The sequence below is a fragment of the Clostridium sp. MB05 genome, assembly GCF_046581255.1.
Classification (GTDB): Bacteria; Bacillota; Clostridia; order Clostridiales; family Clostridiaceae; genus Clostridium.
Genome location: NZ_CP174370.1, coordinates 666,201 through 681,592, shown reverse-complemented (window position 1 = coordinate 681,592; position 15,392 = coordinate 666,201). Strand labels below are relative to the sequence as shown.

Sequence of the window (15,392 nt, the reverse complement as noted above, 5' to 3'; positions counted from 1 at the left end):
TTGAATTTTCAGAATTTTCTCTAATATTTATTTTATTGGCTTATATTCTTCCATTATTTTTTCTGCAACCTTTAATCCATCAACTGCTGCTGATATTATTCCGCCTGCAAACCCAGCGCCTTCCCCTGCTGGGAATAGACCTTTTATTGATATACTTTGAAGCTTTTCATCTCTAGTTATTCTTACAGGAGCAGATGTTCTTGTTTCTATACCTGTTAAAACTGAATCGAAATCTCCATATCCTTTTATTTTCTTATCAAAATCAGCTATTCCTTCTTTTAATGCTTCTATTACATAATCAGGAAGACACTCTCTTAAATCCTTAAATACATAACCTGCTGTATAGCTAGGAATAACTTTTCCTAATTTTGTGCTTACTCTGTCTTCCATAAAATCTCCAACTAATTGTACTGGAGCTTTATATTTTCCTCCACCTACTTTAAATGTTAAGCTTTCATAGTGTCTTTGGAACTCCATTCCTCTAAGCGGTGAATCTCCTTCAAAATCATCTGGTCCTACAGTTACCACTAGAGCTGAATTTGCATTAGCTAAATCTCTTGCATGATAACTCATTCCATTTGATACTAATCTTTCATTTTCTGAAGCTGCTGCAACTACAACACCACCAGGACACATGCAAAATGAATAAACTGCTCTTTTTAACTTTTCACTTTGATAAGTTAATCTATACTCTGCTGCTTTAAGCTTTGGATGTTCATGCATATCTCCATATTGGCTTTTATTTATAAGTTCTTGAGGATGCTCTATTCTAACTCCAACTGCAAAGGCTTTTGGTTCCATAAACACTCCTGTTTTATGTAACATTTCATATGTATCTCTGGAACTATGTCCAATTGCTAATATAAGATTTTCACATTCTATTTCTTTTCCATTAACTATAATTGATTTTAGTTCACCAGCTTCACTTTTTATCTCTTCTAATTTTGATGAAAATAATACCTCTCCACCTAATTCTTTAATTCTCTCTCTTATATTTTTAACTACACCCTTTAAAATATCGGTTCCAACATGAGGCTTTCCTACATAGGTTATATCTTCTGGTGCACCAGCTCTAACTAACCCTCTTAATACATAGTCACATCTTCTATCTTTGATTCTTGTAGTTAATTTACCATCTGAAAAGGCCCCTGCTCCCCCTTCTCCAAATTGAACATTAGACTCTGTATTTAATTCACCTGTTTTCCAGAACTTATCAACAGTCTCTGTTCTCTTATCTACATCTTCTCCACGTTCTATTACCAAAGGCTTATATCCTTTTTCTGCTAATAATAAAGCTGCAAATATTCCTGCCGGTCCAAATCCAACTACTACTGGCCTATTTTTTAGTTCTTTTCCACCAAAAACTATATCGGCATCATAATGAGGCTCTTCTAGCTTTACATCTTTATCTCTTAATTTATTGACCAATTTCTCTTCATTTTTGTGCTCTACTTCTACGCAATATATATACTTTATATCATTTTTCTTTCTTGCATCTAGGCTTTCTTTTACTATTTTGAAATTTTGGATTTCATCTATAGAAATTTTTAGTTTTTTAGCTACTTTTTTTATTAATAAATTTTTATCTTCATCTATTTTTAAGGCCATATTATTAACTCTAATTGCCATAATTAAATCTCCTCTCTATTGGATATTTATAATATATCTATCAATTATAATACTCATTTGATAGCACCTTATTTTAACATATATTCATTCTTATTAGAATTATTTTTATATGTATTATCTACTACTATTTCAAAACTTTAAACTTTTATACTTTCCTCGATATTAAAAAGATACATAACCAAATTAGCTATGTATCTCTTTATTTAGATTATTAATTATTTTCTGAATTATTATTGTTCTCTGGCGGCTTTTGAGCTACTTCCTTAGAGACAGTAAATGTTGCATTCTCAAAAGATACTATACTAAAATTATTATTTAGCTCTTGTAACGTAACCTTTGGAGTTTGTTCAAAAGTCCCATCTTCTTTAAAGGAGCTTACATCTAATGTTGCTTTAATATTATCTGGAGTAACATTAGTCATTTCGTCTTCATATCCCCTTATTGTAACCCTTATGGTATCTTTATTTAATTTAATTTTCAAACCTTGAACAGCTCCAAGTAAATCATATTTTACATTAAAGTCCTTTGTTATAAGTTTTATTACACTTACTTTAGCTGTTAAATACTCATCTCCCTGAGCTAATTTTACTCCATCTGGAACTATTATTCCAAGTGAAACATCTTTATTTTCTGTTATTGAGCTTAAATCTAAAGGGGTTGTTGTTACTTCATTTATAGTATCTAATATCTCTTTAGGTCCTAATATTTCTACTGCTTTCTTATCGCTTTCTATTGATTTCATTTTAAATTGATTAGGTAGCTGTCCACTGGTAGCAATATTAACTTTTACAGCTTTCCCTTTGCTTACCTTTATTTCTACATTAGCTACTTTATCCGATGTAGAAATATCTGTTACTTCTTTTCCACTTTCATCTATGGCTTTTATATCATAACTCTCAAGGATACTCTCATAAACATCTTCCTTTGTTCCCGATACTACTAATTTAGAAACTCTGCTAACAGCAGATTCTGCTCCACTAATTTTAACCTCATTTGGCTTTATTGTTGCTTCAGATGCAAAGTATCCTTCACGTGTATTAACTTTAATATTTGAAGTTACTGGCATAGATTTTTCCACCATATCTTCTATTCTAATTGACACTGTTAAGGCGTTATTATTTTTTAGGCTTACAGTAATAGGATAATCTACTATAGTAACCGGCACCTTATTTTCACCCTTTTTCCAAGCATATTCGCTTAAGTCAACTTGAACTTTAAAATCACTTTTCTTTATTTTATTTATATCGCTTGTGTTTCCTTCAACCTTTAAAGTTACATATAGTTCTTGATTTGGAGTTAATGCTAACTTAGAGTTAGTTAAAGCTTCTGTATTAATTAATTCAACTGGTATTTTACTTATTTCTGTAGTTCTTATTTTATTTTCTACATTGGTTACATAAACCCATAAGCCTATAGATAATAAGAGGCATATTATTGGTACTACTAATTTGGTTTTTTCCTTCTTATCCAAGCCTTCACCTTCTCCCCAGCTGATTTTACATTCTTTTTATCATTATGCTGCATCATTTTCAATAAAATTACTCTTAATTTCTCTTTATCATAATTTCTTGTTAATCTACCATTTATAGCTAGCGATACAATACCAGTTTCTTCTGAAACAACTAATACCATAGAATCTGAAACTTCGGATAGTCCAATCGCTGCTCTATGCCTAGTTCCAAGCTTTTTATTTATAGTATTATTATTAGTTAATGGAAGAACACATCCTGATGCTAGTATTCTATCCTTTCTTATTATTGTTGCTCCATCATGAAGTGGTGTGTTAACTACAAATATATTTTCTAATAAATTTGAAGATACTTTTGCATCTAAGATAGTTCCTGAATTTAATATCTCACCTAATCTTGTTGCTTGTTCTATAACTATTAATGCTCCTGTTTTAGACTCTGCTAGGTTACTTATAGCATTAATTATTTCATTTACAGTTATATTTCTTTTTTCCTCATCTTGAATATTGTGTATTTCTTCAAATGCACTTCTCCCTATATGTTCCAACGCCCTTCTTATTTCTGGTTGAAATATTATAACAACAGATAAAAGTCCAATTGTTAAAGTCTTGTTTAAAATAAAATTAAGCATTTCTAGTTTTAAGATATAGCTTATAGGTATTAATGCTATCATCAATATAATACCCTTTAAAAGTTGCTCTGCCCTTGTTTCTTTTATTAATATATACCCCTTATAGAATATATAAGCAACTACTATTATATCTAAAACTGACCATATAGATATGTTTTTTATTGTGTTTGTTATTAACGTACTGATCTCCTGCACAAAGGGCACCCCCCTAACTTTCATATACTTTAATTATACACCAATTAGTAAAATCTTAGTATAATACTTTAAAATTTTTTAATTATATAATATTTTCCACTTTACTATAATATAAATTTATGTAAAGAGATTAATATGGAGGGATGGTTTTATGAAAGAAAAATTTACTATCTTAATAAAGGAGCATAAGTTTTTGTTTGTATCTTTAATATCAGCATTATTACTTTTATCAATTGTGTTCTTTTTTCTTATATACAATTCAGATTCAAATAAAACTAAAAGAAATTTAAAACATATGATTGTTGAACTAAATGAAGTCAATGCAAGTCTTGAGTATGGCATAAAAGATATGACAATTGATACAAATAAATCTTATGAACTTTTAATTTCTGGTTCAAATAAACTTAAAGAGCTTTTGTCATCTCTTTCTGAAGTAGAAAATGTAAATGCAGAAGTTTCTTCTATGAAAAATGATTTAAATAATGCTTTATTATCAACAATAAATTTATATGATAATTGTATATATATATTATCTAATCCTAAAGATATAAGATCTAGCAGTGATTTAGATACCTTTAATAATCTTAAAGAAAAATGTCTAAAAGATTATTCTATTGTAAATGAAAGCAAAATACGTATAGAACTTTCAGATAAAACTCTTGAATTTTTTAATAATACTTATAATTATGTAAATACTCTTATTAAATTAAATAGAGATTCTGAATTTCAAAATACAAAACAACGTGAATTTATTATTAAACTTGAATCTTTTAAATCAACAATAGATACACTTAATGAAGACTTAATACCTGCTATAAATAAAATAAGGGAAGATAAGAGAGACTTACAGGTTATTATTGACGATTTATATAAAAAAGAAAAATCTTATGAGGGTTTGAAAAAAGAAGTTATATCTTTATCTATACCAGATGGTTTTATGAACATATATAACTCTTTAGATGAATATTTAAAAATATATCAAATTTATTTAAAATCAATTAAAGAAGCTGTAATATATGAAAAAACTTGTTCTGATATAAGTAAATATTCTAAAGAGATAGATAAAAATTATCAAAATGCTTCTTCTAAGAGAAATGATGTCTTAGATGCTTATTCTTCTTATAAAAATAATCTACAAAAAAATTAGTATTATATTTTTTCTTTTGGCAATACTAATTTTGGATTATATATTATCCAAAAGGAGGTTATTTATGAAATATTTAAAAACAATACCTATTTTATTTTTAACCTTTTTATTTTCAGCAGAAATACCTGTGTTTGGTTATAGAACTACTACCACATCCACCAGTGCTAAAATTAGTTCTAATAACCTAATAAGCAATGACTTAAATGTAGCATTCAATAGTACTTTTATAAATATTCCAGAAGAAAAGGTGGTTGAGGTTTTCAATCACAACGACAACCAAATATATCTAACACAAGATGACTTAAATTTAATGGCTAAAATTGTTTATGCTGAAAGTAAAGGTGAGCCCTATGAAGGCAAAGTTGCCGTAGCGTCGGTTATTCTAAATAGGGTACTAAGTCCAGGATTCCCAAATAGCATTAGAGATGTTATTCTTCAACCAAATGCTTTTTCATGTGTGGTAAATGGTGAAATATCAGTTACTCCAACTGAAGAATGCTATAATGCTGTTTACGAAGCTATAAAAGGTAATGATCCAACAAATGAAGCTTTATTCTTCTATAATCCTTCTATAGCGACTTGTTCTTGGATGCAAGGTGTTGAAAAAACTGATAGCAAAGCTATAGGGCAACATTTATTTTTTAAAACAAATTAAATAGGTAGATAGTTTAAAAGAGTTTCTAGAAAAATTCCTGGTTTTTAAATAGGGAGTTTTCAGTAAACTAAAACAAAAAAAGAAGTGATATTTTATCATATCACTTCTTTTTTGTTACTCAAAAGTACCTTTCGCTATCGGCTCACCATTTTTAACCATTATTTTACCCTTAGCTATAACTGTATCTATTTCTAATGAATTTTCATTTACTAAAACTAAATCTGCATCTTTTCCTGCATCTATTGACCCCTTATTTGAAAGCTTTAATACGCTTGCTACATTAGATGTAATAACTTTAATTGCATCCTCTATTTTTAAATTATGAGTTTTTATACATTCTTTTACCTCTCCATATAGAGTTGATACAGAACATATTCCAAGCCCAGTTAAGTTACCATTATTATCAAAAATAGGCATACTTCCATTTCCATCTGATGAAAAAGTAACATTAGATATATTTACTCCATTCTCTAATAAAAGCTTTAATGCTTCACTCGCTCTTAATTCTTCTGGTTCTAAAAATTTAGGATCAGAACTTGTAGTAAGATCTATGAATCCACCTTCTTTTGCATAATTCTCTCCAACCTTAAATAACTTTCTACTTCTATTTATATGAGTTGGTAGCAATTGAGTTGGCGGAATCTCTGTTTCTTCAATTAAAGAAAATAAATAATCTAGTTTTCTTGCTCCATCACCTAAATGAATATTAACTATTCCAGCTTTTCCTGATAGCAATCCTCCTACCCTGGCTTGAGCAACTGTATTTGCAAACTCATTATATGTAGCTTGAGAGCTTCTATGATCAGATAAAGCTACTTCACCTACTCCAATAACTTTATCCATTAGCATTATATCACCTTTTATATTACCAGTTATAGTTTTTACTGGTATATCATAAGAGCCTGTATAGCAATATGTAGTTATTCCTTCTTCTTCTAAAGCTTTTGCTTTTGCTAGTAAACTTCTCATATCTCTGCAAATTGCATCTGTACCTATACATCCTACTACAGTAGTTATTCCTGCTCTTGTTAAATCTGTTAGCTTTATCTCAGGGGTTCTAGTTTTAAATCCCCCTTCACCTCCGCCTCCATTAATATGTACATGACAATCTATAAATCCAGGAAAAAGTAGCTTCCCTTTCCCTTCTATAACATTTATATTTATAAAATTCTCAGGAATTTTTAAATTTTCATATATTCCTTCAATTTTATCTGAAGATATTACTACATCCTTTTCTCCTTGATATTCAGGAGAGTAAACTTTAATTCCTTTTATTACTGTTAGCATATTGGTCACTCCTATAGTTAAATATTTAAAATACCTTTTATAATATTATTATTATAAATTGAATTTTGATACTTATTTACTAAAGCCTGTGCATAAAATTTACTTTTTTCTATATTTATCTCTTTATACAATAGGGCTATTTTATAATAAGCTTCTTCTATATAGTTCCCATTTTCATATTTATATATATATTGCTCAAAATATTTTATTGCCTCTTCATTCTTTTCTATCTTTTCGCTTGCAGAGGCTAGTAAAAATAATATATCATCATTTAGATGACTTTTCTCGGAATAAATAATAGTTTTTTCTAATAATACTTTTGCATCATTATACTTTTCTTGTGAAAAGAGATTTGTTGCATTTATATAATTACTAGTTATCTCACCTTCTGTTAATGGATTTTCTATTTTCTCATTGTTTTTATCTTGTATATTATTTTGCTTCGCTTCATCCTTTGAGCTGGAATTTTCACTTTCATTAATTGTATTAGAATTCTCTATATTATTTGAAGCGCTTAAATTATCACTTAACAGCTTTTCTTCAACTAAAGGTGTATTTTTAAGCTTTCCCATAACAATTGCTCCTGTTGATACAATCATAAATATAATAAATGTTATTATTATAGACTTAAAAACTATTTTATTATTGTCTTTTATATCTAAAATTTCATTTATCTCTTTATTTATGCTCTTTGCAGTAATATTATTTTTATCTACTGCAAATACTTTCTTAATATAAAATTTACTATTATCATAAAGCCCCTTTTTCATATAGCATATAGCTAAATTATTGTTTACTCCTATTAAGTTAAAATCACTTTCATTACATGTATTTAAAATCTCTATGGCTTCATCTATATTAAGATTTCTTATTAATTCTTCGGCTTCTTCAAATAATTCTTTTCTACGGAAATCTTTTTCTATATCTATTAGATATGATTTTGAAATATTGTCGCCATTATAATCTTTATTTATTTTCCATAATGAAACTGCTTCTTCTATATTTCCCTTTAAATATAAAAGTAGTCCCTTTAAATTTAATAAATTTGAATCTTTTAAATTTCTTGATATTCCTATCTCACATTGCTCTATAGCTTTATCTATATAACCTTTATTATATAAATCAAGTGCCTTTTCATAGACCTTTTTATCTTTATTCTTCATACTTTCGTTACCTCATTAGATTTATGAATAAAATATTAATCCTATAATTGCGGCTATTACTATAACTAATATAGGATGAACCTTTTTACTTAATAGTACTAATCCTATTATCGTAGTTATTATAATACTCTTTAAATCTAAATAAGATTCTTTTGCTAAGTCTAGAAAAGCTTTTAGTATTAATGCAATTAATACAGGCCTCATTCCCATTAAGGCTGATTTTACTATTGTAGATTCTTTAAACTTTTCTAATGTTTTACTTATAATTGATACTAATATAAATGACGTTATTACAACTCCTAAAGTGGCCATAATACTACCTACAACTCCTGAAACCTTATAACCTACAAATGTGGCAGAATTTATTGCAACTGGTCCAGGAGTCATTTGAGATATACCGATTATATCCATGAATTCATTTATATTAAGCCAATTATTATTTTCCACTATTTCTCTTTGAATAAAGGGAAGCATAGCATATCCCCCTCCAAAACTAAATGCACCTATTTTGAAGAAAGAAAAAAATAATTTTATTAAAAGCTGCATTAGCTCACCTTCTTTCTTAAAAATATAGCTCCATATATAGCCGCTAATAATATTACTATAACTGGATGAATATTAAAGAAAGTTAATGCTATAAGTGCAATTATAATTGTAATTACAGTCCTTGTGTTTTTTGGCAAGCCCTTGCTCAAACTTACTGCTCCAACTAATACTAGCATCGGAACTGCAGCTGTTATACCCTTAAAAGCCGCATTTACATAATAATTATCTCTAAATTGCATAAAGAAAGCTGCAATTATAATTATTATTAAGAAGGATGGTAATACTACTGCTAAAAGAGCCATTATTCCCCCTATAACTCCTCCTATTTTATATCCCAAAAATATAGAACAATTAACTGCTAATGCCCCTGGAAGACTTTGTGAAACTACTAATATATCTATGAACTCTTCTTTTTCAATCCACTTTTTATTTTTTACAACCTCTTCCTCTATTAAAGGTATCATTGCATAACCTCCACCGAAGGTGAAAGCTCCTATTTTAAAAAAAGAAATAAACATTTCTAAAATTTTTCTCATTTGCTCCTCCTCTTATTAAAAATAACTCTTATATACATAATTTTAATATAGCTTTTACAATATTAGTTTACTTTTAATTATATGCTTTTATTAAAAAAAGTCGATATATATAGGTTTACTTATTCCGTCGCTTTGCTCCAAGTCATCGCAAACCTATATATATCGACTTGAAAACTGAAGGAAGGAAATTATAAAAAGTTATTGATAGGGTAAACTTTTTATAATTTCCTAAAGAGTAAAAATAAAAAGCCGCATTTATATGATGCGACTTTTCATAAGTTTAATTATTCTTGTTCTAATATTATCTTCTTAGCTGTTAACATTGATGTAGCACTCATTGAGAACTCATCTAATCCATATTCAACTAATGTTGGGATAGCAGTTTCGTCTCCTGCCATTTCTCCACACATTCCTACCCACTTGCCATGCTTGTGAGCTCCATCTATAGTCATCTTGATTAATCTTAATACAGCTGGGTGCATTGGGTTGTAAAGGTATGATACCTTTTCACTCATTCTATCAGCAGCTAATGTGTATTGGATTAAGTCATTTGTTCCTATAGAGAAGAAATCAACATACTTAGCTAATTCATCAGCATATACAGCTGCAGCAGGAATTTCTACCATTATACCCCATTGGATTTTTTCTGAGTATTCTTTTCCTTCTGCTTTTAATTCAGCCTTACATTCTTCAACGAATTCTTTAGCAGCTTGGAATTCTTCTAAGCCTGAAATCATTGGGAACATTACTGCAAGGTTTCCATAAACAGAAGCTCTTAATAAAGCTCTAATTTGAACCTTGAATATGTCTTTTCTATCTAAACATAATCTAATAGCTCTATATCCTAAGAATGGATTCATTTCTTGTGGTAATGGTAAGTATGGAAGTGTCTTATCTCCACCGATATCTAGTGTTCTTATAACAACTTGCTTTCCATCCATTATTTCAAGAACTCTTTTATAAGATTCGAATTGTTCTTCTTCAGTTGGAGCAGAATCTCTGTCCATATATAAGAATTCAGTTCTAAATAAACCAACACCATCTCCACCATTTGCAACAACTGCTTCAGCATCTGCAGGTGATCCTATGTTTCCACAAACTTCAACTCTTCTTCCTGACTTAGTAACTGTTTTAACAGTTATTAATTTCTTTAATTCTTCTTGTTCTGCTAAGAATTTTTCTCTCTTTGCAGTATATTCATCTATAACTGATTGTTCTGGGTTTATTATACATATTCCTTCAATACCATCAACTATAACCATATCTCCGTTTTTAACTGATGTAGTTATATCTTTTAATCCAACTATTGCAGGAATTTCTAATGTTCTTGCCATAATAGCAGAGTGAGAAGTTCTTCCTCCAATGTTAGTTAAGAAACCAACTACCTTACTTCTATCTAATTGAGCTGTGTCTGATGGAGTTAAGTCATGAGCTACAACTACAGTGTTTGCTTCTGTAATTGCAAAAGCATCTCCGCCTTTACCTGCTAAGTTAGCTATGATTCTCTTTGAAACGTCCTTTATATCAGCAGCTCTTTCCTTCATATATTCATCTTCCATTGAATCAAAAATCATTACAAATGTATTTGTAACGCCTTCAACTGCTCTCATTGCATTTATACTATTTGACTCTATTTCTAATAACATTCCGCCAGTAAATTCTGGGTCATCTAATAAAGTTAAGTGAGCTTCGAAAACTTGAGCTTCATGTTCTCCAATCTCTGCTAAAGCTTTATCTCTAATTGCAGTTAATTGAACCTTTGCTTGCTCTAAAGCTTTTTGTAGTACTGCCTTTTCTGCTTCTACATCAGAAACCTTTGTGTCTGTTATTACTATTTCTTCGTGTTCTTGTAAAAATACTTTTCCTATTGCATAACCTTTAGACGCAGCTATACCTTTTTTCATTTCCGAGATTCCTCCTTAATAATGGCTATAAATTCAAATTAATATATGAAATTTATAGAAGTACTAATCTGTTTTATAAATTACAACTACAATGTATTATATCATATTTTTTCTGTATGTTAATAATAATGCACATAATTTTTATTATTTTCTCTTACTAATTTTAATTTTCTGTTTATTTTCTTTTGCTATTTTCTATATGAGTATAATTATACTAAAAATTTTTACAATAATTTCAAACCGCTTCATTTTTTATACTTTTGTATCTGCAAATTTTATAAATATAAAAGCTATCTATAAACTAAATTTAAAAATTTATAGACAGCTTTTGTTTTTTATAAATCGTCAATAAGTGCTCCAGCTTTTGCATAAGCAGTTGATTTTGCTTCAAAAAAATCTGTTTTAACAGAATTTGCATCTGCTAATATATCTACCCATGCAGCTGGATTGTTATCATATCCAGGATAAATTTCTTCTAATCCAATAGCTTTCATTCTTAAATTTCCTAAGTACTTTATATAATCATTTATTAGATCTTTATTTATACCTTGAATATTATCGCCAATAACATAATTTCCCCATGCTATTTCATGTTCTACTGCAGTTCTCATCATTTCCTTCAATTGATTCTTTATATCTTTAGTAAACATTGCTGGTTCTTCTACTTGTAACTCTTTTAATATATTTCTAAATAACCAAAGATGAGTATTTTCATCTCTATTTATATATCTAATTTCTTGAGCTGAACCAGGCATTTTACCATTTCTTTCTAAATTATAGAAAAACATGAATCCTGAATAAAAATATATTCCTTCTAATATATAGTTAGCCATTATAGTTTTTATAAGATTTTCTTGAGTTGGTGCTTCTAAAAAGTTATTATACAATTCACCTATAAATTTATTTCTCTCTAATAATATCTTATCATCTTTCCATTGATATAATATTTCATTTCTCTTTTCTGGAGAACATATTGTATCTAGCATATAACTATAACTTTGGGAATGTACTGCTTCTTGAAAAGCTTGTATTGTTAAACATAAATTCACTTCACTAGCTGTTATGTAGTTATTTATATTTGATAAATTCGCTGTCTGTATTGAATCTAAAAATATTAAAAATGACAGTATTTTATCATAAGCTGTTCGTTCTTCATTAGCTAACTTATTATAATCCTTTAAATCTTGAGCTAGATTTATTTCCTCTGGTATCCAGAAATTATTCATTGCTTGCCTATACCAATCTGAAACCCAAGTATATTTCATATTATTAAAGTCATTTAAGTTAGTAGTATTTCCATTTATCATTCTCTTTTTAGATGTTTCAATATCACCAAACTCATTAAAAAGAGGTTTTTTATTTATAAGCATTTTCTTTCCTCCAAGACTCTATTCCTATTATGCTGAGCAACTTTCACAATCATTTACTGTTAATGACTTTGAACGCACATAGTATATTGATTTAACTCCTGATTTACATGCTTCTATATATAGATTCATGATTTGTCTCATAGTATAGTTTGTTGTTATATATAAATTAAATGATTGCCCTTGATCTATATGTCTTTGTCTTATTCCGTTAATTTGGACACACCATTTTTGATCAATATTATAAGCTGAATTATAATACCAATAGTTTTCTTCATTTAAGTTTGGTGCTGTCTTAGGTATTATGCTACCTTTCTTCTCTTCAAGCCAAAATCTAGCCATTACTGGATCTATGCCTTCAGAAGTTCCTGCTATAGTTGCCGTTGAACCATTTGGAGCTACAGCTATTAAGTAACCATTTCTCATTCCATAAGTATTTACTTCTTCTCTTAATAAGTTCCACTTCTCTGATTTATATTCTCTAAGTTCAAAGTAGTTTCCATTATCCCAATCTGACCCTTCAAAGCATGAATATCTTCCTTTTTCTTTTGATATAGTCATACTTGCCTTTATTGCATGATAGTTTATTCTTTCATAAACATCATCTGCAAATTCCTTGTGCTCATCTTCTGTCCAATGTATTAAATTATTTGCAAGCATATGATGATATCCACTTGTTCCAAGTCCAATAGCTCTGTACTTTTTATTAGTAACTTCAGCAAATGGTACTGAATAATAGTTTAAATCTATAACATTATCCATAGCTCTTATTTGTGTTTCTACAACATATCCAAGTTCTTCATCATTTTTGACATCAACATTTCCTAAAACTACTGATGATAAATTACACACCACAAAGTCTCCTGGCTTTGTTCTTTCAACTATTATTGTATCTCCATTTTCATCTGTTATTTCTGATTTTTGAATATCCATTGCACTCATGTTTTGCATTATTTCAGTACAAAGGTTTGATGAGTAAATCATTCCCTTATGCTTATTTGGGTTCATTCTATTTACTGTATCTCTATAAAAAGCAAATGGAGTTCCCGTTTCAGCAGCACTTTTTATTATTAATCTAACAATTTCTTTAACTGTCATAACTCTTTTGCTTATTCTTTCATCTTCAACACATTCATAGTATCTCTTTTCCCATTCTTCTCCATAGGAATCTTCTAGTGAGTACCCCTTTATTAATCTAATTTCATGTGGGCACATCATATACCAATTTGAATCTATATCATTTTCTGCAAGCTTCCAGAACAAATCTGGATAACAAAGACCTGGGAAAACATCATGAGCTTTTTTTCTATCATCGCCATTATTAGTTTTTAGTTGAAGAAACTCTGGTAAATCTTTATGCCAAGCATCTAGCCATATAGCAACTGATCCATTTCTTACACCTAATTGATCAACCGCTATTGCTGTATCATTAAATAGCTTAACCCAAGGGATTACACCTCCTGAAGCACCTTTAAATCCTCTTATTGGTGACTCTAAAGCTCTAATCTTACCAATATATATTCCCATTCCACCACCAAACTTTGAAACTTCTGCAAAGTTATCTAATGATTTATATATCCCCTTCAAACTATCTTCTACTGTATCTATAAAGCATGAACTTAATTGATAAAATGGCTTTCTAGCATTTGACATTGTTGGAGTTGCCATGGTCGCCTTAAGTGAGCTTAGAACATCATAAAATCTTTTTGCCCAATTTACTCTAGCTTCCTTTTTCTCTGGAATTGCTAAATGCATAGCGATTCCCATAAACATTTGTTGAGGTAACTCTAATGTACTTCTATCAAAATCTTGAATTAAGTATCTTTTTGCTAAAAGATTTATACCACTATACGTAAATAAAAAATCTCTTTCAGGTTTAATTTCCTTTTCTAATTCTAAAATTTCTTCTTTAGTATAATTTTCTAGTATGTACTTACCATAAAGTCCTTTATCAGTTAGTTCACTTATAAATCCATATAAATTACCATATAAATTTTCTTCCTTTTTAAGATCCCTGTTTTTTCTTATTTTATCATAAAGCTTAAATACATAAAGTCTTGCTGCAACATATTGCCATGCTGGTTCTAAATCAGATGTAAGCTCTAATGCTACTTGTATTATTGAATCTCTAATTTCTTCTTCTTTTACATTAGGTCTAATTATATGTTTTAATGCATCTAAAAGTCTTTCCTCAGTATAAATTCCCTGACTATTATCTATTCCATCTAAAGCTAACTTGCAAATATTAAACAAATCTATCATACTTATCCCCTTCCACTATATATGGTATATAACCTTACGTCTCTTTCCATAATATACAACATATAGTTAATTATAATTTCAATTCTTACCTTTGTAAAATTTAATAATCTAATATTAAGCAAAGAAAAATGGAGATATTCATTTAATATCTCCTTATTTCACCTCTAATAATAGTTTTTATCAATAATTTTTATTATCTACAATTAATAATCAAATACTATTTATTACTTCAACTTTTCTATCCATTCTGCTTCTTTAAATCCTACTAATACAGTATCATCTTTCACTATTATTGGTCTTTTAACTAACATTCCATTAGATGCTAAAATATCTAGAAGTTCATCTTCTGGCAGTACCTTAACCTTATCCTTTAATTGCATTTCTCTATATAATACACCTGATGTATTAAAGAATTTATTAATTCCTAAACCACTTTTAGATATCCAATTTTTTAATTCATCTTTTGTTGGATTTTCTTCTGCTATATGCCTATCTATAAATTCTATATTGTTTTCAGTTAAAAACTTTTTTGCCTTTTTACATGTAGTACATTTTGGATATTCAATAAATAAAACTGACATTTTATCACTCCTACGTCTAA

13 protein-coding genes are annotated in these 15,392 nt (G+C 28.9%); 2 read left to right on the top strand and 11 right to left on the bottom strand.

The annotated features are described in order from the left end of the window. Positions 1 to 27 precede the first annotated feature (27 nt). The 3 genes from ACH36K_RS03445 to cdaA all read right to left on the bottom strand — a co-directional run bounded on the left by ACH36K_RS03445 (position 28) and on the right by cdaA (position 3,924). The gene (locus tag ACH36K_RS03445) at positions 28 to 1,629 is read right to left on the bottom strand and encodes an NAD(P)/FAD-dependent oxidoreductase (protein WP_411169566.1); all 1,602 of its coding nucleotides are present in this window, start codon (positions 1,627 to 1,629) and stop codon (positions 28 to 30) included. Positions 1,630 to 1,840: 211 nt separating this feature from the next. Next, positions 1,841 to 3,100, bottom strand: a complete 1,260-nt coding sequence (locus ACH36K_RS03440; protein ID WP_411169565.1) for a YbbR-like domain-containing protein — start codon at positions 3,098 to 3,100, stop codon at positions 1,841 to 1,843. Beyond that, complete coding sequence (cdaA, locus tag ACH36K_RS03435; protein ID WP_411169564.1) at positions 3,073 to 3,924, bottom strand: diadenylate cyclase CdaA; 852 nt, start codon at positions 3,922 to 3,924, stop codon at positions 3,073 to 3,075. The genes ACH36K_RS03440 and cdaA overlap by 28 nt, the downstream gene beginning before the upstream one ends. 151 nt (positions 3,925 to 4,075) lie before the next feature. Here cdaA and ACH36K_RS03430 point away from each other — a divergent pair, with 151 nt between their 5' ends. Both ACH36K_RS03430 and ACH36K_RS03425 read left to right on the top strand, forming a co-directional pair. Then, positions 4,076 to 5,071 (top strand): hypothetical protein, encoded by a 996-nt coding sequence (locus ACH36K_RS03430; protein WP_411169563.1) that lies wholly within the window; start codon positions 4,076 to 4,078, stop codon positions 5,069 to 5,071. A 64-nt stretch (positions 5,072 to 5,135) separates the two neighbouring features. Continuing rightward, positions 5,136 to 5,726 carry a cell wall hydrolase gene (locus ACH36K_RS03425; protein WP_411169562.1) on the top strand — a complete coding sequence of 197 codons (591 nt, stop codon included), beginning with the start codon at positions 5,136 to 5,138 and terminating at the stop codon, positions 5,724 to 5,726. A 114-nt stretch (positions 5,727 to 5,840) separates the two neighbouring features. On the opposite strand, the gene iadA is transcribed toward ACH36K_RS03425, so the two are convergent. From iadA to ACH36K_RS03385, 8 genes are all read right to left on the bottom strand, one after another. Beyond that, positions 5,841 to 7,013: a beta-aspartyl-peptidase gene (iadA, locus tag ACH36K_RS03420; protein ID WP_411169561.1), complete on the bottom strand. Its 1,173-nt coding sequence runs from the start codon at positions 7,011 to 7,013 to the stop codon at positions 5,841 to 5,843. A 17-nt stretch (positions 7,014 to 7,030) separates the two neighbouring features. Beyond that, entirely contained in the window at positions 7,031 to 8,176 is a 1,146-nt protein-coding gene (locus ACH36K_RS03415; RefSeq protein WP_411169560.1) for a tetratricopeptide repeat protein, read from the bottom strand. Positions 8,177 to 8,197: 21 nt separating this feature from the next. Beyond that, positions 8,198 to 8,722 carry a chromate transporter gene (locus ACH36K_RS03410; RefSeq protein ID WP_322545415.1) on the bottom strand — a complete coding sequence of 175 codons (525 nt, stop codon included), beginning with the start codon at positions 8,720 to 8,722 and terminating at the stop codon, positions 8,198 to 8,200. After that, positions 8,722 to 9,258: a chromate transporter gene (locus tag ACH36K_RS03405; protein WP_411169559.1), complete on the bottom strand. Its 537-nt coding sequence runs from the start codon at positions 9,256 to 9,258 to the stop codon at positions 8,722 to 8,724. The genes ACH36K_RS03410 and ACH36K_RS03405 overlap by 1 nt, the downstream gene beginning before the upstream one ends. A 284-nt stretch (positions 9,259 to 9,542) precedes the next feature. Beyond that, the gene (gene ptsP / locus ACH36K_RS03400) at positions 9,543 to 11,162 is read right to left on the bottom strand and encodes a phosphoenolpyruvate--protein phosphotransferase (protein WP_411169558.1); all 1,620 of its coding nucleotides are present in this window, start codon (positions 11,160 to 11,162) and stop codon (positions 9,543 to 9,545) included. 335 nt (positions 11,163 to 11,497) lie between these two features. Further along, a complete protein-coding gene (locus tag ACH36K_RS03395; protein ID WP_411169557.1) occupies positions 11,498 to 12,532 on the bottom strand; it encodes a ribonucleotide-diphosphate reductase subunit beta in 1,035 nt (344 codons plus the stop codon). 27 nt (positions 12,533 to 12,559) lie between these two features. Further along, entirely contained in the window at positions 12,560 to 14,791 is a 2,232-nt protein-coding gene (locus ACH36K_RS03390) for a ribonucleoside-diphosphate reductase subunit alpha (protein WP_411169556.1), read from the bottom strand. Between the two features lie 224 nt (positions 14,792 to 15,015). Further along, positions 15,016 to 15,372, bottom strand: coding sequence for a Spx/MgsR family RNA polymerase-binding regulatory protein (locus ACH36K_RS03385; RefSeq protein ID WP_411169555.1), 357 nt, complete (start codon positions 15,370 to 15,372; stop codon positions 15,016 to 15,018). Positions 15,373 to 15,392: the final 20 nt, after the last annotated feature.

Bases quoted from the DNA above. Each gene is read 5' to 3' on its own strand.
- ACH36K_RS03445 (WP_411169566.1), bottom strand. From the start codon at position 1,629: ATGGCAATTAGAGTTAATAATATGGCCTTAAAAATAGATGAAGATAAA.
- ACH36K_RS03430 (WP_411169563.1), top strand. From the start codon at position 4,076: ATGAAAGAAAAATTTACTATCTTAATAAAGGAGCATAAGTTTTTGTTT.
- ACH36K_RS03425 (WP_411169562.1), top strand. From the start codon at position 5,136: ATGAAATATTTAAAAACAATACCTATTTTATTTTTAACCTTTTTATTT.
- iadA (WP_411169561.1), bottom strand. From the start codon at position 7,013: ATGCTAACAGTAATAAAAGGAATTAAAGTTTACTCTCCTGAATATCAA.
- ACH36K_RS03415 (WP_411169560.1), bottom strand. From the start codon at position 8,176: ATGAAGAATAAAGATAAAAAGGTCTATGAAAAGGCACTTGATTTATAT.
- ACH36K_RS03410 (WP_322545415.1), bottom strand. From the start codon at position 8,722: ATGCAGCTTTTAATAAAATTATTTTTTTCTTTCTTCAAAATAGGTGCA.
- ACH36K_RS03405 (WP_411169559.1), bottom strand. From the start codon at position 9,258: ATGAGAAAAATTTTAGAAATGTTTATTTCTTTTTTTAAAATAGGAGCT.
- ptsP (WP_411169558.1), bottom strand. From the start codon at position 11,162: ATGAAAAAAGGTATAGCTGCGTCTAAAGGTTATGCAATAGGAAAAGTA.
- ACH36K_RS03395 (WP_411169557.1), bottom strand. From the start codon at position 12,532: ATGCTTATAAATAAAAAACCTCTTTTTAATGAGTTTGGTGATATTGAA.
- ACH36K_RS03390 (WP_411169556.1), bottom strand. From the start codon at position 14,791: ATGATAGATTTGTTTAATATTTGCAAGTTAGCTTTAGATGGAATAGAT.
- ACH36K_RS03385 (WP_411169555.1), bottom strand. From the start codon at position 15,372: ATGTCAGTTTTATTTATTGAATATCCAAAATGTACTACATGTAAAAAG.